The sequence below is a fragment of the Streptomyces sp. MS06 genome, assembly GCF_047200655.1.
Classification (GTDB): Bacteria; Actinomycetota; Actinomycetes; order Streptomycetales; family Streptomycetaceae; genus Streptomyces.
Genome location: NZ_JBJZOJ010000041.1, coordinates 1 through 23490, shown reverse-complemented (window position 1 = coordinate 23490; position 23490 = coordinate 1). Strand labels below are relative to the sequence as shown.

Below are 23490 nucleotides of genomic sequence, written 5' to 3'. Positions count from 1 at the left end.
GATCGGACGAGTACGCCCGAAGGGGGGCGGGCCGGGACGGTCTGCCGAGAGCGAGGAGGCGTCCGGGCAGATGGAGACGAGGAGTCGGGCAGCCGCGCAGGCGTCGGCCGCGGAGGGCGGACCACAGGTCCCCTCCGTCCGGCGGACGGTCGACGGCTACCTGAGCGCGCCCTTCCCGTGGTACGGCCTTGACGAGGCGTTCACGGGCCGGCGCTGGCTGATGCAGGTCGGGACGGCGGCCGACGGGACCGTCGAGCACGGTTCGATCGGACACGGGGACGAACCTTCCGTACGCAACGAGGCCACGGCGGAGGACCGGGAGCGGTTCGCGGTCGTGGTGACCGTCGCCGCCAACCCCTCACGCCGCAGCGCCGACGGCACCGGCCTGCTGGAGGCCACCTCGGTGTCCTCGGCGGCCTGGCTGGCCGGGGTGGGGCTGCTGTCCTTCACCTGGCCCGGCCAGATGGACCACAGCCTGCGCGACGACTGGCTGGAGCAGCAGACGGAGACCGCGTGGGCGCTGGCCGACGACCTCTCCGGCCCGGCCTGGTCGACGCTGTCCCTGCCGGTGGACGGGGTGCCCACGCCGTTCCACTACCGGGAATCCGAATTCGGGTGGGTGCTCGCAGGCCCGACGCAGCAGGGCGTGCACGTGGGCGCGTACGGCAGGGGCATGAGCGCCTACGGCCTCGGCTTCTCGATCGTCAAGGACGTCGCGGCGTACGAGTGACGTGCTCGGCGAGGGGGCATCGCCACGGGACGCCGCCCTCTGCCACCGGAAGCCGGGAAGAACCGGGCGCGGGGAGGATCCGGGCGCGGCGAAGAACCCGGCGCCGTGTGGAAACGGGCGCCAGGCGTGACACCGAGCCCGCCGCACCTACCGGCAGCCCCTGGGTTCACCGGCCGGCCCCCGGAACACCGGGCCCACCGGCGGACCCGGGCCGACGGGTGCGCCGACGACTGGGAAGGCGCGATCCCGGAATGTGAACGGGTGGGCCGCCCGTGGCCCCGGACCGCCGCGCCCGTGATGCGCATCTGACAGACGCCGACGGCTCCGCCGCTGGTCAGAAGGTTGACCAATGGCGGAGCCGCAGACCGCGGGCGTGCGGATTCAGAACTTGTTCTTCGGCGTGATCCCCAGCGACAGCCCGGACAGGCCGCGCTGCCGTCCGCCCAGCTTCCCGGCGATCGCCCGCAGCGACGCGCCGGCCGGGGAGTCCGGGTCGGTCAGGACGACCGGCCTGCCGTCGTCGCCCCCCTCGCGCAGGCGGACGTCGATCGGGATGTCACCGAGGACGGGCACGGTCGTGCCGGTCGTGCGGCTCAGGCCGTCGGCGACCCGCTGACCGCCGCCGGTGCCGAACACGTCGACCATCTCGCCGCAGTGCGGGCACGGCAGTCCGGACATGTTCTCGACCACGCCGACGATCTTCTGGTGAGTCTGGACCGCGATGGAACCGGCCCGCTCGGCGACCTCCGCGGCCGCCTGCTGGGGCGTCGTCACGACGAGGATCTCCGCGTTCGGGATGAGCTGGGCCACCGAGATGGCGATGTCCCCGGTGCCGGGCGGCAGGTCGAGCAGCAGCACGTCCAGGTCGCCCCAGTACACGTCGGCCAGGAACTGCTGGAGCGCGCGGTGCAGCATCGGGCCGCGCCAGACCACCGGGGCGTTGCCCGGGGTGAACATGCCGATGGAGATCACCTTCACGCCGTTCGCCGACGGCGGCATGATCATGTTCTCCACCTGGGTGGGCCGGCCCTCCGCGCCCAGCATGCGCGGCACGCTGTGGCCGTAGATGTCGGCGTCCACGACACCGACCTTGAGCCCGTCGGCCGCCATGGCCGCCGCCAGGTTCACCGTCACCGACGACTTCCCGACGCCGCCCTTGCCGGAGGCGACCGCGTACACCCGGGTCAGGCTGCCCGGCTTGGCGAACGGCACCTCGCGCTCGGTCTGGCCGCCGCGCAGGGCGTTCGCCAGCTCCTTGCGCTGTTCGTCGCTCATCACGTCCAGCGACACGTCGACACGGGTGACGCCCTCGACCCGGGAGACCGCCTCGGTCACCCGCTGGGTGATCGTCTCGCGCATGGGGCAGCCGGAGACCGTCAGGTACACGGTGACCGCGACCGCTCCGTCCGCACCGATCTCCACCGATTTGACCATCCCCAGCTCGGTGATGGGCCGGTTGATCTCGGGGTCGTTCACCGTCGCCAGTGCCTCGCGCACCGCGTCTTCCGTAGCCATAGAGACGATGGTACGGCGCGGTAGCCGTGGCCCGGGAAGCCCGTCAGAGGTCGTCTGCGTCACGTCCCGGAGGCCGTTCTGCCGGAACTGCCGGGACTGCCGGGACTGCGTCCCGCTCGCGGTGGCCGTCCTGCCGCACCTCCAGCTCCCTCATCAGATCCTCCAGCTCGGAGCGGATCCAGTCCCGGGTGGCGACCTCGCCGAGGCCGATGCGCAGAGCGGCGATCTCACGGGTCAGGTACTCGGTGTCGGCGATGGACCGCTCGTTCTGCGCGCGGTCCTGCTCCAGGTTGACCCGGTCGCGGTCGTCCTGCCGGTTCTGCGCCAGCAGGATCAGCGGGGCCGCGTAGGAGGCCTGGAGCGACAGCACCAGGGTCAGGAAGATGAACGGGTACTCGTCGAAGCGCCACGGCCGCGGCAGGAAGATGTTCCAGGCGATCCAGACGATGATCACCACGGTCATCCAGACCAGGAACCGCCCGGTTCCGATGAAGCGGGCGATGCGCTCCGACAGCCGGCCGAAGGCCTCCGGATCCCACTCCGGCAGCAGCCGCCGGCGGGGCGGGAGCGGCTGGTCCAGCCGGGTGCGCGGGCGGCTGGAGGCCGTGGCCCCGGCCGGCAGGCGGTCGCGGATGATCTCCCGCTCAGGTGCCATGCGCGGTCGCCTCCTCACCCAGGTCGAACTCGGCCTCGCGCCAGTCCTCGGGCAGCATGTGGTCCAGGACGTCGTCCACGGTGACCGCGCCGAGCAGCGAGCCGGACTCGTCCACGACGGGCGCGGACACCATGTCGTAGGTCGCGAAGAACCCTGCGACCACGGGCAGCGGCGCGTCCGGGGCGAGCGGTTGGAGGTCCTGGTCCAGCAGCGAGCTGACCAGGGTGTACGGGGGGTCGCGCAGCAGCCGCTGGAAGTGGACGGTGCCCAGGTACTTGCCGGTGGGAGTCTCGTCCGGCGGCCGGCACACGTACACCTGGGCGGCCAGCGCGGGCGACAGGTCGGCGTTGCGCACGCGGGCCAGGGCGTCGGCGACGGTGGAGTCGGGGCGCAGCACGATCGGCTCGGTCGTCATCAGGCCGCCCGCGGTGTGCTCCTCGTACGCCATGAGCCGTCGCATGTCGGCCGCGTCGGACGGTTTCATCAGGCTCAGCAGCCGCTCCTTGTCCGCCTCGGGCAGTTCGCCGAGCAGGTCGGCGGCGTCGTCCGGGTCCATGGCCTCCAGGACGTCGGCGGCCCGCTCCTCGGCCAGCTTGCCGAGGATCTCGATCTGGTCGTCCTCGGGCAGCTCCTCCAGTACGTCGGCCAGCCGGTCGTCGTCCAGGGCGGCGGCGACCTCGGCGCGGCGTTTGGCGGACAGGTGGTGCAGCACGTTGGCGAGGTCCGCGGGGCGCAGCTGCTCGAAGGTGGCGAGCAGGTTCTCCGCGCCCTGCCCGTGCTCCTCCAGGGAGAACCCGCTGACGTCGGACCACTCGACGGTCAGCGTCTCCCCCTTGCCGCGGCGGAAGGCGCCGCCCTTCCGGCCCCGGCGTACGAACACCCGGTCGATCTCCCACTCCCGGCGGGCGGGCAGCTGCTGCACCGACAGGTCCAGGACCGTGACCTCCTCGCCGGTCTCCTCCAGGGTGACCCGCCGGTCGAGGAGCTCGCCGAAGACCAGGCGCTCGGTGGGGCGTTGCTCGAAGCGGCGGACGTTGAGCACCCCGGTGGTGATCACCTGGCCGGACTGCACGCCGGTGACCCGGGTCATGGGCAGGAAGATGCGGCGCCGCGTGGACAGCTCGACGACCAGGCCGAGCAGCCGCGGCGGTCGCCGTCCCACACGGAGCATGACGACCAGATCGCGGACCCGGCCCACCTGGTCGCCGTTCGGATCGAACACGGCGACGCCGGAGAGGTGCGAGACGAAGATCCGGGGGGCGCCCGCTGCCATGCCGGTGCTTCCCTTTCCTGTGACGTGGGTCCTGGATGCGTTCCTTTTCCGAATTGCCCTCGGCGGGCCGATCAGTCGGGCTTCAGGCTAGCCCGTCCGGATCGGGTGCGCTCCGGGGGAGGGTCCGGACGATCCGGCTCCGGATGGCCCCGGGGGTCCCGGTACGCTGCCGTACGCTGCTGTGGCCCCCACGAGAAAGGCAGCCCCGCCTGTGATTCCGACCTCTCCGGGACGTGTGCGCCGGGCCGCGCTGGCGAGCGTGTGGTGCGCGCTGGCCGTGGTGGGAGCGGTCGGGTGCGGCGGGGACCCGGACGCGGGCACCAACGGGGTCGGCAGGCTCCCCGCCGAGCAGATCCAGAGCCGCGCCCGGCAGGCCGCCGCCGGTGTCGACGCGGTGCGGCTGGCGGGGACCGTGGTGGCCGGCGGGCACACCTACAAGCTGGACATGCGCTTGAAGTCCGAGGCCGGCAGCGGGTCGGTCACCGCGGACGGAGCGTCCTTCCAACTCCTGCGGGTCGGCGAGCAGCTCTATCTGAAGGCCGGGGCGGACTTCTGGTCCCGGGCGGACGGCAAGGGCGGCGACGGCGGTTCCGCGGACTCCGCGATCGGGGAGAAGCTGGACGGCAAGTACGTCAAGGTGCCCCGGAAGGACCCGGCCTACCAGCGCTTCAGCGGGTTCACCAGGAAGGAAGTGCTGCTGGACGGCCTGCTGACGCTGCACGGCCCCCTGTCCGCCGACGGCCATCACGAGCAGCACGGCGTCCGCGTCATCCGCATCACCGGTGACCACGGTTCCGGCGGCACCCTCGACGTCTCCCTGGAGGGCAAGCCGTATCCGCTCCGCCTGGTCCGCGCCGGGGGAGCGGGCACCCTGGCCTTCTCCGACTGGGGCAAGGACTTCCGGGTCGAGGAACCGGCTTCGGGTGACACCGTGGACTACGGCAAGCAACTGCCGACGTCCTGACCGCTCGGCGGATCACGGCGCCGGTGCGCTGTCCGGTGTGCCGGCCCACTCTCCGTGCGTGCCTGGGTCCCGGGCGACTCCGTGGCCGGTCCGCCGGGTGCCGGGCGCCCGGATCCGCGTGCGCGCGCCCGGGGCCGCGCGGCCGCAGGGCGGCCCGGCCGGCTGGGGCCGGCCTCAGCGGCCTCAGCGGCCCCGGCGGCGCCGGCGGCCTCAGCGGCCCCGGCGGCCCCGGCGGCGCCTGCGGAACAGCAGCCGCGGCAGCCCCGCCGGGACCGGCTCCCGTGTCGTCGCCGGGCTCGGCAGCGGCTCCTCGGCCAGTGAGCCCTCGGGCGGCGGCAGCGTCCCGCCCGTCTGCTCCAGGCGCAGTACCCGGCACTCGCGGGCCCAGCGGCCCGGCATCGCCTCGCCGTCGGGCGCGTTCAGCCGCTTGCCCTTCAGCTCCGCCACCGCGGCCTGCCACTGCTCCGACTCCGGCGCCAGTTCCACGACCCGCGCCGTCCAGCCGACCAGCCGGCCGCCCTTGTCCTTGCTGCGGGCCGTCACCTCGGCCGAACCGCCGTCGACCAGTTCGGGCAGCGGCTGCTCGCCGGGGCCGTCACCGATCAGGCAGACCGCGCCCTCGTGCCACACGTGCCACAGCGCACGTGGGGCGGGCGCGCCGACGCCCCGGACCCACAGCAGGCCGGACTTCTTCGCGGCCTCCTCGACGAGGGCCCGGTCGAGCAGCTCAGGTGTCATGCGCCCAGCCTAGCGATGCGGTCCCGGGCCGGGGTCACAGCCAGCCGTTGCGCTTCAGCGTCCGGTGGATGCCGAGGCAGATGGCGCCCGTGACCAGCATGATGACCGGGTATCCGTACCGCCAGTGCGTCTCGGGCATGTGGTCGAAGTTCATGCCGTACACCCCGCACACCATCGTCGGTACGGCGATGATCGCCGCCCAGGACGTGATCTTCCGCATGTCCTCGTTCTGTGCGACGGAGGCCTGTGCGAGGTTCGCCTGCAGGATCGAGTTGAGCAGTTCGTCGAAACCGACCACCTGCTCCTGGACGCGCGCCACGTGGTCGGCGACGTCCCGGAAGTACTTCTGGATGTCGGGGTCGACCAGCCGCATCGGCCGCTCGCTGAGCAGCTGCATCGGCCGCAGCAGCGGCGCCACCGCCCGCTTGAACTCCAGGATCTCCCGCTTGAGTTGGTAGATCCGGCCGGCGTCGGTACCGCGCGGGGTGCCCTTGCGGCCCGGTGAGAACACATCGGTCTCCACCGCGTCGATGTCGTCCTGGAGCGCGTCGGCGACCGCGATGTAGCCGTCCACCACGTGGTCGGCGATGGCGTGCAGCACCGCCGAGGGGCCCTTGGCGAGCAACTCGGGGTCGTCCTGCAGGCGGTGGCGCAGCGCCCGCAGTGAGCCCTGCCCGCCGTGCCGCACGGTGATGAAGAACTCCCCGCCGGTGAAGCACATCACCTCGCCGGTCTCCACCACCTCGCTGTTGGCGGTGAGTTCGTCGTGCTCGACGTAGTGCACGGTCTTGAAGACGGTGAACAGGGAGTCGTCGTAGCGCTCCAGCTTCGGGCGCTGGTGGGCCTGCACCGCGTCCTCCACGGCCAGCGGGTGCAGCCCGAACTCGCTTGCGATGCCCGCGAACTCGGCCTCCGTCGGCTCGTGCAGCCCGATCCACACGAAACCCCCGTCGCGGCGCACCTGGTGCATCGCCTCCTGCGGGGTGAGCGGTTCGGCGGTGGCGACGCGGGCGCCGTCGCGGTAGACGGCGCAGTCGACGACGGCCGAGGGCGTCACCGCGGTGCGCGGGGTGCCGTGGCCGGCGCCCGGCGCCGGACGGGTCCCGCTCTTGCGCAGCACCGGGCGGGCCGGGCGGACCGCTGCGCGCAGGTCGCGGATCATCGACATGGCAGGCTCCTTCGCATGGGGCAGCGATGGCCTTCCACGGCGGGTGGAACACCCCGGAATGAGGACGTCCGGACCTCGGATGTTTGGCACGTCCACAAAGCGGGGAGCACCGCACCGTCGCGGTGGCGAGTTTCGCTGCTGAGTCAGATCAGAGAGATCAGGCAGAACGAGACCACGGGCTCTTCCGAGTGAAGGCGCGCAGGGGAGGCGGCAGCCAGCCAGAGCAGCAACTGCATCAGCAGCCGGAAGAACCAGTGGTACTGCACGGTCGACTTCGATCCATGACAGCCCCACCTCCTCCGGCCGGTCCCTCGTAAGGGAGTTCCATCGGTGTCGGGGCGCGATGCGCGATGCGCTGCGAGCTGCCCCGACCGGCTAAGAGTATCAGCCACCCGACGTGTCAAGGCGCCGCTTTGCCCGCCGCTGACGAGTCCTATGCTCGCCCCATGGCTGATGTTCTTCCCCTGGTCGAGGCCCGGCTGCGCAGCGCGCTCGGCGAACCGGACGCCCGTGCCGCGGTCACCTTCCTCGGTACCGACCGCATCGAGGTGCTGAGGTTCCGCGAGGGGGACGTCGTCCGCTACGCCACTCTCGGCATGTCCGCGCAGCCGATGGCGGACCCCGCGGCACTGCTCGCCGACCCGGTGCTGGGCCCGCGCGCGGAGCTGGTGCTGTCGGTGCGCGCCGGGGTCGCCGACACCGACCAGGTGCTCCGCACGCTGGCCGTACTGGCCGCGTCCCCGCAGGTCGAGGGTGTGGTCCTGGCGCCCGGCGGCTCCCTCGACGTGGGCGGGCCGCTGTGGCCCGGCGCCCCGTTCACCTCGGTGCTGGTGGCCGAGCCGGGCGGACTGGTGGAGGACCTGGAGCTCGACGCACCCCTGGAGCCGGTGCGGTTCCTGCCGCTGCTGCCGATGACCCCGAACGAGGCCGCCTGGAAGCGGGTGCACGGTGCGGGGGCCCTGCACGAGCGCTGGCTGGAGAGCGGGACGGACCTGCGGGACCCGTCCCGCAGGTCCGTCCCGCTGGAGTGAGCCGCCCGCCGTCGCGGGTGACGGATCTCACCCGCACCGGCCCGGCAGGGAGGTGCGGGCGCGGCCCGGGCGCCGCTCAGTCGGCGAACACCGCGACGCCGTCCTGCACCGCGTGCTCCGGCCGCAGCTCTTCGGCCTCGCCGGTGAGGGCGGTGCGCCGGAGCAGTACCACCAGTGCGCCCGCGGCGGCGGTCGCCGCCGCCACCGCGAACGGCATGCGGACGTCGGTCCACTCCTCGATCTTCGGCGCCAGGTACGGGGCGGCCGCCGCGGCGAACCAGCGGACGAAGTTGTAGCCCGCGCTGGCCACCGGGCGCGGTGCGTCGGACACACCGAGCGCCAGCTCGGTGTAGACGGTGTTGTTCACCCCGATGAACGCGCCGGAGAGGATCGTGCAGACGACGGCCGTGGCGTGGTCGCCGTAGCCGAGGACGAGTACGTCCGCGGCGAGCAGCAGCAGCGAGCCGCCGAGCACCTTCAGCGAGCCGAACCGCTTCTGCAGGCGGGGTGCCACGATCACCGAGAACACCGCGAGCAGCACACCCCACGCGAAGAACACCCCGCCCGACCGGTACGGGGTCATGTCCAGCACGAACGGGGTGAACGCCAGCACGGTGAAGAACGTGTAGTTGTAGAAGAACGCGGAAGCCGCGGCCGAGGCGAGTCCCCCGTGGCCGAGTGCCCTGACCGGGTCCAGCAGCGAGGTCCGCCGGGCGGGCCGGGGCTGCTCCTCGAGGAACGCCGTGATGCACAGGAAGCCGACCGCCATCAGGAACGCGGTGCCGAAGAACGGGTAGCGCCAGTCGGCGTCACCGAGTACGGCGCCCAGCAGCGGCCCGCAGGCCATGCCCAGGCCGAGCGCGGACTCGTACAGCAGGATCGCCGCCGCGCTGCCGCCGGCCGCGGCTCCCACGATGACGGCGAGGGCGGTGGAGACGAACAGCGCGTTCCCCAGGCCCCAGCCGGCCCGGAAGCCGACGAGTTGGCCGACCGAGTCCGAGGTGCCGGACAGGCCGGCGAAGACCACCACGAGTGCGAGCCCCGCCAGCAGTGTCCGGCGACCGCCGATGCGGCTGGAGACGAAGCCGGTGAGCAGCATCGCGAACGCGGTGATCAGGAAGTAGGAGGTGAACAGCAGCGACACCTGGCTGGGCGTCGCGTTCAGCCCCTGGGCGATGGACGGCAGGATCGGGTCGACGAGCCCGATGCCCATGAAGGCGACGACGGATGCCCCGGCCGTCGCCCACACGGCCTTCGGCTGGCGCAGAATGCCGCCCGCTCCCGCGTCGAACGGGTCCATGGTTGCTCCAATCCCGGAAGAAGTGGTTGGTGTGTGCACACGTTAAGTTAGATTAGCTAATTAATGCAAGATACATCTGATTTCTTCGGTGGCTGGTTCCGGCCGGACGGGTGATCGTCCTTGACGTGACGCGGCGGGGGTAGGACCGTGGGGCTCTATGAGGGGCGAACCCAGTTGCCCGAAGTGCGGTGGCCGGGTCAGGGCTCCCGGCCTCTTCGCCGACACCTGGCAGTGCGACGTGCACGGCGCCGTGCATCCGCTGCAGCCCGTGATCCCGCCCAGCGTCGAGGCCCTCGCGGTGGTGGTGCACCGCACCCGGGTGCCGCTGTGGATGCCCTGGCCGCTCCCGGTCGGCTGGCTGTTCACCGGCGTGGCCTACGCCGGCGACGACCGCAGCGGCGGTCGCGCGACGGCCGTGGCGTGCACCGGCCCCGGCCCGCTCGGCGGCATGGGCGAGCTGATCCTGGTGGCCGAGGAGCTCGGCGTGGGCCTCGGCGCACGGTACGCCGGCATCGACGGGCCCGATCCGGGGCCTTCCATGAACGTCGAGAAGCCGCCGGAGGCCAAGGTCCTGGCGGCCGGCCGCCCCACCCCGCTGTGGGGTGTCCCCGGCGCCCCGCCGGACCGCGCGGTCTTCGCCGGTGAGGCGCTCGGGATGTGGCTCTGGGCGGTGGTCTGGCCGGAGCAGTCCGGACTGCTCATGTACGACGAACTGGTCCTCACCGACCTGCGCGACGCGGGGGCCGAGGTCGAGCTGGTGCCCTGCGGCGCGCTGTCGCCCCGGCTGCTCAAGCCCTAGCGGGCCCCGGCCGCGCCCCGTGGCCGCAGCCCGGGGCGCGGTGCCCGGATGCGGGCGGGGCCGGGCGCGGGTGAGGCCGGGCGCGGGACACGTCGCGGCGGCGACGGGGGCGGGTGGAGGGAGGAGCGCCCGGGTCGACGGGGCGGGCGCGGGGTAGGGAGTGCACCGCCGCTTCGGGTGTGACTCGGAGGGGTCGCAACGCCGGTTATCCTGGAGCGTCCGCTTCCGTCCGCCACCGCCTGGAGTCCGCGTCGTGCGTATCGATCTGCACTGCCACTCCACCGCGTCCGACGGTACGGACACCCCGGCCGAGCTGATGCGCAATGCCGCCGCGGCCGGTCTGGACGTGGTCGCGCTGACCGACCACGACACCACCCGCGGACACGCCGAGGCCGTCGCCGCCGTGCCGCACGGCCTCACCCTGGTCACCGGTGCCGAGCTGTCGTGCCGGCTCGACGGCGTCAGCATGCACATGCTGGCCTACCTCTTCGATCCCCGGGAGCCCGCCCTGCTCGCCGAGCGCGAGCTGGTGCGGGACGACCGGGTGCCGCGCGCCCGCGCCATGGTCGCCAAGCTGAACGAGCTGGGGGTCCCGGTCACCTGGGAGCAGGTCGAGCGCATCGCCGCCGGCGGTTCCGTCGGCCGGCCGCACATCGCCACCGCGCTCGTCGATCTCGGTGCCGTGCCGAGCGTGAGCGACGCCTTCACTCAGGAGTGGCTGGCCGACGGCGGCCGGGCCCACGTGGAGAAGCACGAGACCGACCCGTTCGAGGCGATCAGGCTGGTCCGGAACGCGGGCGGGGTCACGGTCTTCGCCCACCCGGCCGCGAGCAAGCGCGGCCGCACGGTGCCGGAGTCCGCGATTGCCGAGATGGCGGCCGCCGGGCTGGACGGCATCGAGGTCGACCACCTGGACCACGACGAGGCGGCCCGTACCCGGCTGCGCGGACTGGCCGGGGAACTGGGCCTGCTGGTCACCGGGTCCAGCGACTACCACGGCAGCCGCAAGTCGGTGCAGCTCGGTGCCTGCACGACCGACCCCGAGGTGTACGGGGAGATCACCCGCCGGGCGACCGGGGCGTTCCCGGTGCCGGGAGCGGGCGGAGTCTGAGGTCCGCCCCTCACCCGCTCCGGATCCTCACCCCGCCCCCCGTCTTCTCCTCCCGCAAGGCTCTCGTCACCCATGTTCGACACCGCCGTCTTCGGCTCCCTGTTCCTGACCCTCTTCGTCATCATGGATCCCCCCGGGATCACCCCGATCTTCATCGCCCTGACCGGTGGCCGCCCCGTGCGCGTGCAGCGCCGGATGGCGCTGCAGGCCGTCTGCGTGGCCGGCGGCGTCATCACCGTCTTCGGTCTCCTGGGCCACCAGATCCTCGACTACCTGCACGTCTCGGTACCCGCGCTGATGATCGCGGGCGGACTGCTGCTCCTGCTCATCGCGCTGGACCTGCTCACCGGGAAGACCGACGAGCCGAAGCAGACCAAGGAGGTCAACGTCGCGCTCGTCCCGCTGGGCATGCCGCTGCTGGCCGGTCCGGGCGCGATCGTGTCGGTGATCCTCGCGGTGCAGAAGGCCGACAGCGTCTCCACTCAGGTGTCCGTGTGGGCGGCGATCCTCGCCATCCACGTGGTGCTGTGGCTGGTGATGAGGTACTCGCTGCTGATCATCCGGGTGATCAAGGACGGCGGTGTGGTGCTGGTGACGCGGCTCGCCGGAATGATGCTGTCGGCGATCGCGGTCCAGCAGATCATCAACGGGATCACGCAGGTGATCCGCGGCGGCGCCTGAGCGGCCCGGGCCCCGGCACGGTGCAGGCTCCCGTACGGCGCAGGGTCCCGGCACGGTGCAGGGCCCCCGGCGCGGTGCGGGGTCCCGGTACGGCGCAGGGCCCCGCACGGCGGTGCGCCGTGCGGGGCCCTGGGGCTTCGGTGGGGGATCCGCGGGTTACGAGGCCGAGGTGTCGGCCGGGCGGATCCACAGCCGCTGCCCTATGGCGGCGGCCTGCTGAACGATCCGGTTGACGGAGGCGGCGTCCACGACGGTGGTGTCCACGGGTGTGCCGTCGACGTCGTCGAGTCGCAGGATTTCGAAGCGCATGAAGCGCCCCCCTTCGTCTGGTCATCCTCCTGAGGAGAACTACTGGTGGGTCGGGCCACGGGGCGTCGGTGCTCCGTGCTCCCTCTGCAGTCAACGAGCGACGTGTTACGAACATTCCCTACGCTAAAGAAATTTTTCGAACGACTAATTACTAGCGAGTAAGAGTTCCCGGTCCGGAGCGACCCGTTCCGACTCGGGGACCGAAAGGCAGCGGTTGTGTTCGCAACGTGACCGCCGGGAGAATGGATCCGATGAACGACGACCTCGCGGCCCCCTCCGCCCTCGACCGCACGAACGAGCTGCTGCAGCGCGTGCTCGCCGAGGTGGCGAAGACCCCTTCGACGCACGCCGTCTTCGTGGATGCGGGCTACGTCTACGCCGCCGCGGGACGGCTGGTCGCCGGCACCGAGGACCGCCGCGCCTTCGACCTGGACGCCGGGGGCCTGATCGAGGCGCTCATCGACCGGGCCCGCACGGTCTTCGCGGACAGCAGGCTGCTGCGCGTCTACTGGTACGACGGCGCCCGGCGCCGCATCCACACCGCCGAGCAGCAGTCCATCGCGGAACTGCCCGACGTCAAGGTGCGCCTGGGCAACCTCAACGCCAACAACCAGCAGAAGGGCGTCGACTCCCTGATCCGCAGCGACCTGGAGTCACTCGCCCGGTACCGGGCGATCAGCGACGCGGCACTCCTCGGCGGCGACGAGGACCTCGTCCCGGCGGTCGAGTCGGCCCAGGGGTACGGCGCGCGCGTCCACCTGTGGGGCATCGAGGCACCGGAGGGCCGCAACCAGGCCGAGCCGCTGCTGTGGGAGGTCGACAGCCAGCGCACACTCGACCTGGACTTCTTCAAGCCGTACGTCACGCGGCGCACGGCCGCCGGCTACGAGGGCTCCCCGGCGGTACGGCCCGCCCGGGAAGCGGTCCGCTTCGTGGGCGCGCAGATCGCCGCGAAGTGGCTGGCGGCCCGGGGCCCGGAAGCCCTGTCCCAGTTGCTGCCGGGCCACCCCTACCTGCCGGGCAGCGTCGACCAGGACCTGCTGTCGGACGCCGAGGGCCTGCTGCAGTACTCCCTGCGCGGCCAGTCCGACCTGCGGCGCGCACTGCGCGACGGCTTCTGGGACCACCTGCGGACGCAGTTCTAGGCCGCCGCGGCACCCGCCACCCTCCTCGGCGAGGGGAGCGGCCCCGGCCTCACGTGTCGACCCGCCCGGCGACGGCACCGGCGGCGCGTCCACGGCGGACCGGCGGACCGGCGGGCCCTTCGCCGTGCTCAGCCGGCCGTGCCCCGGAAACCCTCTCCGAGGCCGTCCCAGAAGGCGGCGAGTGCGCGTGCGGTCGGCAGCGGCTGGTCGGCGTTGGGGGAGTGCTCGGCACCCGGGACGACGGTGCGCCGTGCCCGCAGCCGGGTGGACATCTCGTCCAGCAGCGGCAACGGCCAGGTGTCGTCCCGCGCGCCGGACAGCACGTGGAACGGCAGCGGGACCGCGGCGAGCTCGCCGACCCGGTCCGGTTCGGCGCACAGCTGCCGACCCGTGGCGAGTAGCTGGGCGGGCCTGGTGTTCAGGAAGCGTCTGCGCAGCTGCGCCTGGTCGCCGATGCCTCCGGCGGGCCCGCCGACCTCCTCCGGCGGCCCCATCGCCCGGATCGCCTCCCACACCTCGACCTGCGTCAGCGCGGTCAGCGCCTCCCGCAGCAGTCGCACCCGCTGCTGCTGCGAGTCGGAGATCCTGGCCGGACCCGACGCCATCAGGGTGAGCGAACGGAACGGGGTGTGGTCGAGCAGGACGGCGGCACGCGCGATCTGACCGCCCAGCGAGTGCCCCAGCAGATGCACCCGCGTACCCACGGCCGCAGCCTGGGCGAGCACGTCGCGGGCCAGTTCCGGCCGCGCGTAGGCCGCCTCGTCGTCGCGGCCCTCCGACTCGTTCTGCCCGCGCCCGTCCACCGCCACGGTCCGGTAGCCGTGGTCCGCCAGCGGCCCCTGCAGCAGGCCGAAGTCCTCCTTGGAGCCGGTGTACCCGGGCAGCAGCAGCACGACGCCCCGCTCCTCGACACCGGCCGGCACCGGCATCTCCACCACGGCGAACTCACCCCGGGAGGTCGTCAGGCGGCGGGCGCGCGCCCCGGGAGGCGGGGTGAAGACGGTGGAGGTGGTCACGAGGGGAGGTTAACCGTTGCGGAGCCCGCAGGTGACCCCGGGCGGAGCGTTCCCGCCCCGGACGCAGGGCGCGGATACGCCGGCGGCCCGGCCCCACGAGTGGGAACCGGGCCGCCGGACGGGCCTCCGCCGGGTCGGATCAGCCCTCAGCGGGCTCCGCCGCAGCCGCGACCTTGCGCGTACGCGCACCAAGCGCCGCCGGCTCCGCGGCCTCGGCCCCGGTCTTCGCCGCGGCGGTCTTGCGGGTGCGGCGGGCCTTGGGCTCGGTGGCCTCCGGTACGGCCTGGGCGGGGATGCCGGTGGTGGCGTCCGCGTCGGGGGCGGGTTCGGTGGCTGCGGCCTTGCGGGTCCGGCGGGTGCGGGGCTTGGCCGGGGTGCCTTCGGCGGTGTCGGCGGTGGTCTCGGCCGGTGCCGCCTTCTTGCGGGTGCGGCGGGGCTTGGCCTCGGTCGCCTCGGCCGTGTCGACCGCGGCCTCGGCGGGCTCCGCCTTCTTCCGCGTACGGCGCGGCTTGACCGGAGCCTCATCGGCGGCGCCGACGGTGGTCTCGGCCGGTGCCGCCTTCTTGCGGGTGCGGCGGGGCTTGGCCTCGGTCACCTCGGCCGTGTCCAGCGCGGCCTCGGCGGGCTCCGCCCCGGTCTTCGCCGCGGCGGTCTTGCGGGTGCGGCGGGTCTTGGGCTCGGTGGCCTCCGGTACGGCCTGGGCGGGGATGCCGGTGGTGGCGTCCGCGTCGGGGGCGGGTTCGGTGGCTGCGGCCTTGCGGGTCCGGCGGGTGCGGGGCTTGGCCGGGGTGCCTTCGGCGGTGTCGGCGGTGGTCTCGGCCGGTGCCGCCTTCTTGCGGGTGCGGCGCGGCTTGGCCTCGGTCGCCTCGGCCGTGTCGACCGCGGCCTCGGCGGGCTCCGCCTCCCCCCGCGTACGGCGCGGCGCGGCCTCGACCGGCTCCACGGCCTCCACGGTCTCGACGGCCTCCACTGCCGATTCGGCAGCGGTCTCCGCGGGAGTCGTCGACCGCGCCGACGAGCGGGTCCGGCGGCGGCGCTGCCTCGGCGCGGACTCCGACACCTCCGGGGAACCCGGGCCGGCGACCTCCGACACCGAGACCGCCGCGGCCTCCGCCTGCGTCGCCGGGCCGCCGTCGGCAGCGGCAGTGCCCTCCGCCGTCTCCACGGCGGTGGACGCGGAACGGGTCGTGGCGCCGCCGCGGGTCCGGCGACGGCGGCGCAGGGTGCGCGGCGCGGTGCCGTCCTCCGCCGCAGCCGACTGCTCGGCCGGCCCACCGGCCGCCGGGGCCGCGTCCACCGGGGAACCGCCCCGCGTACGGCGGCGACGGCGGGGCGTGCGGTCCCGCTCGCGGGTCTCGCTCCGGGCCTCGCCCCCACGGGTCTCGCCCCGGCCGCCGCGTCCGCGCCCGTTGCGGCCGCCCGGCTCGCCCAGGTCCTCCAGCTCCTCCGCGTCGAGACCGGCGCGGGTGCGTTCGGACCGGGGCAGGACGCCCTTGGTGCCCTCGGGGATGCCGAGGTCGGCGAAGAAGTGCGGGGAGGTCGAGTACGTCTCCGGCGGGTCGTTGAAGTCCAGCTCCAGCGCCTTGTTGATCAGCTGCCAGCGCGGGATGTCGTCCCAGTCGACGAAGGTGACCGCCGTGCCCGAGGCGCCCGCGCGGCCCGTACGGCCGATCCGGTGCAGGTAGGTCTTCTCGTCCTCCGGCGACTGGTAGTTGACCACGTGGGTCACGCCCTCGACGTCGATGCCGCGGGCGGCGACGTCGGTGCAGACCAGGACGTCCACCTTGCCGTTGCGGAAGGCGCGCAGCGCCTGCTCGCGAGCGCCCTGGCCGAGGTCGCCGTGGACGGCGCCGGCCGCGAAGCCGCGGCGCCTGAGCTGGTCGGCCACATCGGCTGCGGTCCGCTTGGTGCGCGTGAAGGCCATCACCAGCCCGTGGCCCTCGCACTGCAGGAGGCGGGCGAGCATCTCGATCTTGTCCATCGAGTGGGCGCGGTAGACGAACTGGCTGGTGTTCGCCACCGTCGTGCCCTCGTCGTCCGGCGAGGTGGCGCGGATGTGCGTGGGCTGCGACATGTACCGGCGGGCGAGCCCGATCACCGCGCCCGGCATCGTGGCCGAGAACAGCATGGTCTGCCGCCGCACCGGAAGCATGTTGACGATCTTCTCGACGTCGGGCAGGAAGCCCAGGTCGAGCATCTCGTCGGCCTCGTCGAGGACCAGGCACCTGACGTGCTTCAGGTCGAGCTTCTTCTGGCCCGCCAGGTCGAGGAGCCGGCCCGGGGTGCCGACCACCACGTCGACGCCCTTCCTCAGCGCCTCCACCTGGGGCTCGTAGGCCCGGCCGCCGTAGATCGCGGTCACCCGCACGTTGCGGACCTTGCCGGCGGTCAGCAGGTCGTTGGTGACCTGGGTGCACAGCTCGCGCGTGGGAACGACGACGAGCGCCTGCGGCGCGTCGGTCAGCTCCTCGGCGGCGGCACGGCCGGCCTCCACGTCGGCGGGGACGGTCACCCGCTCCAGGAGCGGAAGGCCGAAACCGAGCGTCTTGCCGGTGCCGGTCTTCGCCTGGCCGATGACGTCCGTGCCGGAGAGGGCGACGGGAAGCGTCATCTCCTGGATGGGGAAGGGGGTGACGATGCCGACGGCCTCCAGGGCCTCGGCGGTCTCGGGCAGGATTCCGAGTTCTCTAAACGTCGTAGTCAGGGTGCTGCCTCTTCTGTGTACGCGGCGCGAGGCGAGCGCGGGGGTCGTTGACGGACCGTGCCGGGGGCGTCGGCTGCCTTACGGGCGGGCCGACCGGGGCACGCCGTATGGCACGGGACCACTGCCGACGCTCTAGCGCTCTCACCGCTGAGGGTGTCCCACTCCGGGGGCCGCACGGATGCTGCCGTACGGTCGGGAGGGCTGTCGGTTCGGAGCCGATCGGGCCACCGACCGGGCATCCTCATACATACGGCCCGTCGAATACGCTGAATACTCGGCAGGCGCATTACCACCATACCCCGGATCCGCGCACATGCGATGGCCGATTCGGTCACGTTGCCGTGGGGGCGGTGAATCCGGTACGTCTGCGCGTCGCCGTCGTCACAGTGGATGACCAGGTGCTTCCGTCCTCCCGGGAGCGGGCTATCGTGCGCTCCATGACGACCTCTGACAAGCCTGACAACGCCCCCGGCGACGCCTCGGCCGCGCCCACCGGGGTGGCCGCCCGGGACTGGGCGGCGGCCTCGACCGATCCGCAGTACCGGGCCGCGGTGGTGGACCTGCTCGGTGCACTGGCTTACGGCGAGCTGGCGGCGTTCGAGCGGCTCGCGGAGGACGCGAAACTGGCGCCGACCCTGGAGGACAAGGCGGAGCTGGCGAAGATGGCGTCGGCCGAGTTCCACCACTTCGAGCGGTTGCGGGACCGGCTCGCCGAGATCGGTGAGGAGTCCACCGCGGCCATGGAGCCGTTCGTCGCCGCCTATGACGCGTTCCACAAGCAGACCGCGCCCTCGGACTGGCTGGAGGGCCTGGTCAAGGCGTACGTCGGCGACTCCATCGCGAGCGACTTCTACCGCGAGGTCGCCGCCCGGCTGGATTCCGACACCCGCTCGCTGGTGCTGGCCGTGCTGGACGACACCGGCCACGCCAGCTTCGCCGTGGAGCGGGTACGGGGCGCCATCGACGCCGACCCGCGGGTCGGCGGACGGCTCGCGCTGTGGGCGCGCCGGCTGATGGGCGAGGCCCTGTCGCAGTCCCAGCGGGTCGTCGCCGACCGGGACGCGCTGTCGACGATGCTCGTGGGCGGGGTCGCGGACGGCTTCGACCTCGCCGAGGTCGGCAGGATGTTCTCCCGCATCACCGAGGCGCACACCAAGCGGATGGCGGCGCTGGGCCTGGCGGCCTGATCCGGCCCCGCCGGCGTCCCCCGCCGCCCCTACGCCGGGGCGGACCGTCTGCGCAGCCTGCCCGCGGGCCGGAGCAGCAGGGAGAGGGAGGCGGTGCCGATCACCGCCGCACCGACGAGGCTGAGCACGAGTCGGCCGGAGCCCAGCGCGCTGTGCGTGACGAAATCGCCGAGCAGGGCTCCGGCGACGCCGGTGGCCAGCACCAGTGTGCGGGCGGGCAGGCGGCCCGCCAGGCGGCGCAGCGCCGTCCAGGCCAGGGCGAAGCCGAGCACAGCGGAGCCGAGCGCTTCCAGAATCATCGCGGGTTCTTCCTCCCAGGCGGCCGGTCTGTGCTCTCGGGTCGGTACGGGGTGGTGCCGGTGCCGGTGCCGGTGCCGGTGCCGGTGCCGGCGTCGCGGCCGTAGGCCGTCATACCCGTGGCCCGCCGAGGGCAATCCTCGCCGCGCGCGACCCCACCCTCCGGCTGCGGGAAAGAGGCCGGCGGAGTGGCGGGCCGGCCCCCGGCCCGGGCTGCGGCCGGCGGAGGCGGTGCGCCCGTGCGGGGCGGTGCGCCCGTGCGGGGCGCTCCGGCGCGCCCCCGTCCCTGCACGCCCCCGGACCACCGGCCGCACGCTCCCGGGCACCGGCCGGCGGACACGCACACGCGCCGGGGCCCGGTGAGGACACTGCGTCCTCACCGGGCCCCGGCGCGTGGCGGATGCCTCCGCTGCTACAGGGCGCCGAAGCCGACCTTGCGCGGGGCCTGCTCGCCGATCTCCACGTAGGCGAGGCGGTCGGCCGGGACCAGGAGCTTGCGGCCGTGCTCGTCCACCAGGCTCAGCAGCCGCGACTTCCCGGCCAGCGCCTCGGCCACCACCTGCTCGACCTCCTCGGCGCTCTGACCGCTCTCCAGAACGATCTCGCGGGGCGCGTGCTGCACGCCGATCTTGACCTCCACGGCTATGTCCCTCCGACGGTCAGTGAAGTGCGCGACCTTCCGCGCCGTACGCAGCACACATTAGCCCGGTGAGGGGACCGGTACGCTCCGCACGGGCACGCCAGGAGCGAACAGCGCACGGGAACAATCCGCGCCGCACGCCCCGGCGCCCCTGCGGGGACCCGGTCAGTGCTGCTGGTCGCTGCCGTGCATCGGGAACCCCGCGATGCCCCGCCAGGCGAGCGAGGCGAGCAACTGGACCGCCTGGTCCCGCGGCACGCTGCGGTCGCTGTGCAGCCAGGAGCGCGCCACCACCTGGGCCAGCCCACCGAGCCCCGAGGCGAGCAGCATCGACTCGGCGCGCGAGAGGCCGGTGTCCTCGGCGATGACCTCGCAGATCGCCTCGGCGCACTCGTTGGTCACCTTGTCGACGCGCTCGCGCACCGCCGGCTCGTTCGTCAGGTCCGACTCGAAGACCAGGCGGAAGGCGCCGCCGTCGTCCTCCACGTACGCGAAGTAGGCGTCCATCGTCGCCCGCACGCGCTGCTTGTTGTCGGTCGTCGACGCCAGGGCGTTCCGCACGGACTGGATCAGGGACTCGCAGTGCTGGTCCAGCAGCGCCAGGTAGAGGTCGAGCTTGCCCGGGAAGTGCTGGTAGAGCACCGGCTTGCTGACGCCCGCCCGCTCGGCGATGTCGTCCATCGCGGCCGCGTGATAGCCCTGTGCCACGAACACTTCCTGCGCGGCACCCAGCAGCTGGTTCCGTCGGGCACGGCGCGGCAGGCGCGTACCTCGCGGGCGTGTCGCCTCTGTCTGCTCGATGGCTGTCACGCCGCCTCCCATAGTCGTCCATATGCGGTGTGCGCCGCGCTGCCATCGTACTTTTCGGTAACTCGGCTGTGCGCGCTGCGAGCGCAGAATTTCATGGACCGGACGGCGGCGAAAGTCGTGCAACAGGTTTCAGATCCGGTCGAAGCGGGCAGGGAGACCGGTTTTTTCTCCGGATCCCGCGCTCGACCCCGGTCCTGCCCGTTCGCACCCCCGTGCGCCCTCCGCGCCTCCCGCTCCGCCTTCCGTCCCGCTCTCCACGGTGCCCGCGCCCCGCACCGCCGGCCCGCACCGCCGGCTGCCCGGCGGGTCCGGTCGGCCGCGGGCGTCAGCGGTAGTCGTCCTCGTCGAGGGAGACCACCCGGGCCTGTTCGGCGAGGTCCGCCTCGTTCGCCCGGCCGGGATCCACCCCGGTCAGCGGTTCGTCCTGCTCCCTGGCCACGTCGGCGTGCTGCTCGGCCGCGTCGCCCTCGGGGGCCTCGACGTCGAACTCCTCGGCGCCGGCCTCCTCGGTGTCCTCGAACGTCTCCGGATCGGTCGGGTCAACGGCCATGGACGGGCTCCCTTCCTGCGAACGTCCCTGGAAGATGCGGGGGGACACCCGGGTGCCCTCTTCCCGAGCCTATGAGACACGGGAAGGGGGCGCTACGCGATCCCTCCCGGCGGTCCACCGTCCGTGACCGCCGCACCGGCGGATCCGGTCGAACCGCGACGCCCTGTGACCGCGAACACGTGAATCGGTGCGTGATCGCCTCGTAACATGACCGCATGTCTTCGACCGAGCTGCCGTCCGTGCCGCCCACCGACGTGATCGAGGAGGCGGTGCGCGTCCGGGTCGCCGAGGGCGAGCGGCTGAGGCCGGTGGCGCTGGCCGGAGTCACGCTGGCGGTCCGGTCGCGACCACCGGTGCGCGACGGACTCGAATCCGCGCTGTACATCCACGGTCTCGGCGGATCCTCGCAGAACTGGTCGTCCCTGATGGCCCTGCTGGACGGTGTCGTCGCGTGCGAGGCGGTCGACCTGCCGGGCTTCGGCGACTCCCCGCCGCCGGACGACGGCGACTACTCGGTCACCGGGCACGCCCGCGCCGTGATCCGCTATCTGGAGTCGGCCCGCCGCGGCCCGGTGCACCTCTTCGGCAACTCCCTCGGCGGAGCCGTCTCCACGCGCATCGCCGCCCTGCGGCCCGACCTGGTGCGCACCCTCACGCTCGTCTCGCCCGCCCTGCCGGAACTGCGGGTCCAGCGCACCGCCGTCCCGACCGCGCTGCTCGGCCTGCCCGGCGCCGCCCCCCTCTTCACCCGCCTCACCCGCGAATGGACGGCCGAGCAGCGGGTCCGCGGCGTCCTGGGGCTCTGCTACGGCGATCCGGGGCTCGTGACCCCGGAGGCCTTCCGGCACGCGGTGGAGGAGCTCGAGCGGCGCCTGCGGCTGCCGTACTTCTGGGACGCGATGACCCGTTCCGCGCGCGGCCTGGTCAACGCCTACACTCTGGGCGGCCAGCACGGGCTGTGGCGCCAGGCCGAGCGGGTTCTCACACCGACACTGCTGGTCTACGGTGGCCGCGACCGGCTCGTCGGCTTCCGCATGGCGCAGCGCGCGGCCCGCGCCTTCCGTGGCTCCCGACTGCTGACCCTGCCCGATGCCGGGCACGTCGCGATGATGGAGTACCCGGAGGCGGTCGCCGAGGCGTTCCGGCAACTGCTGGCGGACACGGAGCCGGCGCGACCGGCGGGTCCGGAGAGCGCCGCCGACCGACCGAGCCGTACGAACCAGGGGAGCTGAGGCGCGACGTGGGACGCCACAGCCGGCGGGGGCCCGCTCCCAAGCGCGTGCCCGGAAACAGTACGGAGTCCCCCCAACGGCGGGGGACACCGGCGCCCCCGCCACCGGGAGGGAACCAGGGCCCGGAGGCGGAGGCCGGCACGGGCCGGCAGAGGCCGCCGGGCGGTGACGCCGCCCCCGCGGCATCCGGATACCCCCCGCAGTGGCAGGGCCTCCCGCGACGGGCCGCCGACGGAACCTCGGCGCACGGTGCGCCGAGGTTCCCCGGCGGGACTCCGGCGCACGGTGCGCCGCGGTTTCCCGACGGGACGCCCGCGGGCGGTGTGCCACACCCCGGTGACGGCGCGCCCGGACGGGGGAACCCGCCGGTTCGCGGAGGCCACCCCGAGCAGCGCGAGCCCGGCGGAGGCTGGGGCGAGTCCGGGACGCCCGGGGCCGGGCCCGGGGGACCGCGGCGGCCCCCCGGGGAGGAGACCGGGTTCCCGCAACAGCGCCGGGCGCCGCGCACGGGGCCGCGGCAGGAGTACCTCGATGCCTTCGCGGAGGACGGCGACCAGGTTTTCGCCCCGGCCCGCACCCCGTACACCGCGCCCGCCGCGGAGCGTTTCCCGTCCACCGCGGACTGGAACTCCACCGCCACCGGCCGGGGCGCCACCGGGGCCCGCCGCGCGCCGGGCCCCGGTGCGCCGGCGAGGGCGAAGGGCGCCAGGGGCCGCACCTTCACCGGGATCGCGGCCGCCGCCGTCACCGCCGCCCTCGCGGTGGTGGTGGCCGGACAGGTCGCCGGCAGGCAGCACCACGCCGGCGCGGCCTCCCCGCTGCCCACGGGCCAGGCCCGAGACACCCACGACTCCGCCTCCCGCGGTGACGGGAGGCCGGGGGCGTCGGCCCCGCCCAGCCCAGCGCCGCTGACTTACGAGCAGAAGATGGACCGCAAGTTCCCGCTGGACCCGAAGCTGAAGGGGCCGGGAACCTTCGACGCCGTCCCGGGGGTCGACCGGGCTCCGGGTAGCGGCCGCAAGTACACCTACCGGGTGGATGTCGAGCGCGACGTCGGACTGGACGGCGAACTGTTCGCGCAGGCCGTGCAGAAGACGCTGAACGACCCCCGGAGCTGGTCCCACGGCGGGGCCCGCACCTTCGAGCGCGTCTCGTCCGGCGACCCGGACTTCGTCATCACGCTCGCCAGCCCGGGTACCACCCACGTGTGGTGCGCGAAGTCCGGACTGGACACGAGTGAGGAGAACGTCTCCTGCGACTCCGCCGCCACGCCGCGCGTCATGATCAACGCCTATCGGTGGGCCCAGGGGTCGAAGACGTACGGCGACCGGATCCGCGCCTACCGTCAGATGCTGATCAACCACGAGATCGGCCACCGCCTCGGTCACAACCACGCCCTGTGCGACAAGAACGGCGAACTCGCGCCGGTCATGCAGCAGCAGACCAAGTTCCTCGACCACGACGGCATCCACTGCCTGGCCAACCCCTGGCCCTACCCCGAGGACTGAAGCGGTCCGCGATCGGCCGTCCTGTGCGAGGGAACACGCGTACGCTGTGACGTTTCGCAGTCGAGTGATGCCCTAGCGCCACGAAACGCGACCCGCATCGGAAAGTTACGACCGTTCACCCCTTCCG

General features: G+C 73.3%; 24 protein-coding genes. 10 read left to right on the top strand and 14 right to left on the bottom strand.

The features are described from left to right. The first annotated feature begins 70 nt into the window (after window positions 1–70). On the top strand, window positions 71–730 hold the full coding sequence (locus ACL02U_RS21660; protein WP_412792539.1) for a hypothetical protein: 660 nt from the start codon (window positions 71–73) through the stop codon (window positions 728–730). A gap of 381 nt (window positions 731–1111) precedes the next feature. On the opposite strand, the gene ACL02U_RS21655 is transcribed toward ACL02U_RS21660, so the two are convergent. From ACL02U_RS21655 to ACL02U_RS21645, 3 genes are read right to left on the bottom strand one after another with little or no spacing between them, the layout of a single operon-like run. After that, window positions 1112–2245: an Mrp/NBP35 family ATP-binding protein gene (locus tag ACL02U_RS21655; protein ID WP_412792538.1), complete on the bottom strand. Its 1134-nt coding sequence runs from the start codon at window positions 2243–2245 to the stop codon at window positions 1112–1114. 43 nt (window positions 2246–2288) lie between these two features. Then, complete coding sequence (locus ACL02U_RS21650) at window positions 2289–2900, bottom strand: DUF1003 domain-containing protein (protein ID WP_412792537.1); 612 nt, start codon at window positions 2898–2900, stop codon at window positions 2289–2291. Further along, entirely contained in the window at window positions 2890–4173 is a 1284-nt protein-coding gene (locus ACL02U_RS21645) for a magnesium transporter MgtE N-terminal domain-containing protein (protein WP_412792536.1), read from the bottom strand. Before ACL02U_RS21645 ends, ACL02U_RS21650 begins: the two co-directional genes overlap by 11 nt. 211 nt (window positions 4174–4384) lie before the next feature. Here ACL02U_RS21645 and ACL02U_RS21640 point away from each other — a divergent pair, with 211 nt between their 5' ends. Then, complete coding sequence (locus ACL02U_RS21640) at window positions 4385–5137, top strand: hypothetical protein (RefSeq protein WP_412792535.1); 753 nt, start codon at window positions 4385–4387, stop codon at window positions 5135–5137. 210 nt (window positions 5138–5347) lie between these two features. Here ACL02U_RS21640 and ACL02U_RS21635 read toward each other — a convergent pair whose 3' ends face one another. From ACL02U_RS21635 to ACL02U_RS21625, 3 genes are all read right to left on the bottom strand, one after another. Next, complete coding sequence (locus ACL02U_RS21635) at window positions 5348–5875, bottom strand: hypothetical protein (protein WP_412792534.1); 528 nt, start codon at window positions 5873–5875, stop codon at window positions 5348–5350. A 34-nt stretch (window positions 5876–5909) separates the two neighbouring features. After that, the gene (locus tag ACL02U_RS21630) at window positions 5910–7043 is read right to left on the bottom strand and encodes a magnesium and cobalt transport protein CorA (RefSeq protein WP_412792533.1); all 1134 of its coding nucleotides are present in this window, start codon (window positions 7041–7043) and stop codon (window positions 5910–5912) included. A 143-nt stretch (window positions 7044–7186) separates the two neighbouring features. After that, complete coding sequence (locus tag ACL02U_RS21625; protein WP_412792532.1) at window positions 7187–7309, bottom strand: hypothetical protein; 123 nt, start codon at window positions 7307–7309, stop codon at window positions 7187–7189. 180 nt (window positions 7310–7489) lie between these two features. On the opposite strand from ACL02U_RS21625, the gene ACL02U_RS21620 reads away from it, so the two are divergent. Further along, window positions 7490–8074 carry a suppressor of fused domain protein gene (locus ACL02U_RS21620; RefSeq protein WP_412792531.1) on the top strand — a complete coding sequence of 195 codons (585 nt, stop codon included), beginning with the start codon at window positions 7490–7492 and terminating at the stop codon, window positions 8072–8074. A 76-nt stretch (window positions 8075–8150) separates the two neighbouring features. Here ACL02U_RS21620 and ACL02U_RS21615 read toward each other — a convergent pair whose 3' ends face one another. Next, on the bottom strand, window positions 8151–9374 hold the full coding sequence (locus tag ACL02U_RS21615; RefSeq protein ID WP_412792530.1) for an MFS transporter: 1224 nt from the start codon (window positions 9372–9374) through the stop codon (window positions 8151–8153). A 157-nt stretch (window positions 9375–9531) separates the two neighbouring features. Here ACL02U_RS21615 and ACL02U_RS21610 point away from each other — a divergent pair, with 157 nt between their 5' ends. The 3 genes from ACL02U_RS21610 to ACL02U_RS21600 all read left to right on the top strand — a co-directional run bounded on the left by ACL02U_RS21610 (window position 9532) and on the right by ACL02U_RS21600 (window position 11965). After that, the gene (locus tag ACL02U_RS21610) at window positions 9532–10173 is read left to right on the top strand and encodes a DUF6758 family protein (protein WP_412792529.1); all 642 of its coding nucleotides are present in this window, start codon (window positions 9532–9534) and stop codon (window positions 10171–10173) included. Window positions 10174–10426: 253 nt separating this feature from the next. After that, window positions 10427–11284: a PHP domain-containing protein gene (locus tag ACL02U_RS21605; protein WP_412792528.1), complete on the top strand. Its 858-nt coding sequence runs from the start codon at window positions 10427–10429 to the stop codon at window positions 11282–11284. A gap of 72 nt (window positions 11285–11356) precedes the next feature. Continuing rightward, window positions 11357–11965, top strand: coding sequence for a MarC family protein (locus ACL02U_RS21600; protein WP_412792527.1), 609 nt, complete (start codon window positions 11357–11359; stop codon window positions 11963–11965). 156 nt (window positions 11966–12121) lie between these two features. On the opposite strand, the gene ACL02U_RS21595 is transcribed toward ACL02U_RS21600, so the two are convergent. Then, on the bottom strand, window positions 12122–12274 hold the full coding sequence (locus ACL02U_RS21595) for a hypothetical protein (RefSeq protein WP_390646468.1): 153 nt from the start codon (window positions 12272–12274) through the stop codon (window positions 12122–12124). A 251-nt stretch (window positions 12275–12525) separates the two neighbouring features. On the opposite strand from ACL02U_RS21595, the gene ACL02U_RS21590 reads away from it, so the two are divergent. Then, the gene (locus tag ACL02U_RS21590) at window positions 12526–13419 is read left to right on the top strand and encodes an NYN domain-containing protein (RefSeq protein ID WP_412792526.1); all 894 of its coding nucleotides are present in this window, start codon (window positions 12526–12528) and stop codon (window positions 13417–13419) included. A gap of 128 nt (window positions 13420–13547) precedes the next feature. On the opposite strand, the gene ACL02U_RS21585 is transcribed toward ACL02U_RS21590, so the two are convergent. Further along, window positions 13548–14435 carry an alpha/beta fold hydrolase gene (locus ACL02U_RS21585; RefSeq protein WP_412792525.1) on the bottom strand — a complete coding sequence of 296 codons (888 nt, stop codon included), beginning with the start codon at window positions 14433–14435 and terminating at the stop codon, window positions 13548–13550. A gap of 139 nt (window positions 14436–14574) precedes the next feature. Then, on the bottom strand, window positions 14575–17046 hold the full coding sequence (locus tag ACL02U_RS21580; protein WP_412792524.1) for a DEAD/DEAH box helicase: 2472 nt from the start codon (window positions 17044–17046) through the stop codon (window positions 14575–14577). A gap of 530 nt (window positions 17047–17576) precedes the next feature. Between ACL02U_RS21580 and ACL02U_RS21575 the strand changes: the two genes are divergently transcribed. After that, window positions 17577–18326 carry a ferritin-like fold-containing protein gene (locus ACL02U_RS21575; RefSeq protein ID WP_412792523.1) on the top strand — a complete coding sequence of 250 codons (750 nt, stop codon included), beginning with the start codon at window positions 17577–17579 and terminating at the stop codon, window positions 18324–18326. A gap of 29 nt (window positions 18327–18355) precedes the next feature. On the opposite strand, the gene ACL02U_RS21570 is transcribed toward ACL02U_RS21575, so the two are convergent. The 4 genes from ACL02U_RS21570 to ACL02U_RS21555 all read right to left on the bottom strand — a co-directional run bounded on the left by ACL02U_RS21570 (window position 18356) and on the right by ACL02U_RS21555 (window position 20623). Further along, window positions 18356–18625 (bottom strand): hypothetical protein, encoded by a 270-nt coding sequence (locus tag ACL02U_RS21570; RefSeq protein WP_412792522.1) that lies wholly within the window; start codon window positions 18623–18625, stop codon window positions 18356–18358. Between the two features lie 410 nt (window positions 18626–19035). After that, entirely contained in the window at window positions 19036–19263 is a 228-nt protein-coding gene (locus ACL02U_RS21565) for a DUF3107 domain-containing protein (protein WP_412792521.1), read from the bottom strand. Window positions 19264–19428: 165 nt separating this feature from the next. Then, window positions 19429–20073 (bottom strand): TetR/AcrR family transcriptional regulator, encoded by a 645-nt coding sequence (locus ACL02U_RS21560; RefSeq protein ID WP_412792520.1) that lies wholly within the window; start codon window positions 20071–20073, stop codon window positions 19429–19431. Window positions 20074–20398: 325 nt separating this feature from the next. Further along, window positions 20399–20623, bottom strand: a complete 225-nt coding sequence (locus ACL02U_RS21555; RefSeq protein WP_412792519.1) for a hypothetical protein — start codon at window positions 20621–20623, stop codon at window positions 20399–20401. 215 nt (window positions 20624–20838) lie between these two features. On the opposite strand from ACL02U_RS21555, the gene ACL02U_RS21550 reads away from it, so the two are divergent. Continuing rightward, window positions 20839–21855: an alpha/beta fold hydrolase gene (locus ACL02U_RS21550; RefSeq protein WP_412792518.1), complete on the top strand. Its 1017-nt coding sequence runs from the start codon at window positions 20839–20841 to the stop codon at window positions 21853–21855. An 8-nt stretch (window positions 21856–21863) separates the two neighbouring features. Continuing rightward, window positions 21864–23363 carry a DUF3152 domain-containing protein gene (locus ACL02U_RS21545; protein WP_412792517.1) on the top strand — a complete coding sequence of 500 codons (1500 nt, stop codon included), beginning with the start codon at window positions 21864–21866 and terminating at the stop codon, window positions 23361–23363. Window positions 23364–23490: the final 127 nt, after the last annotated feature.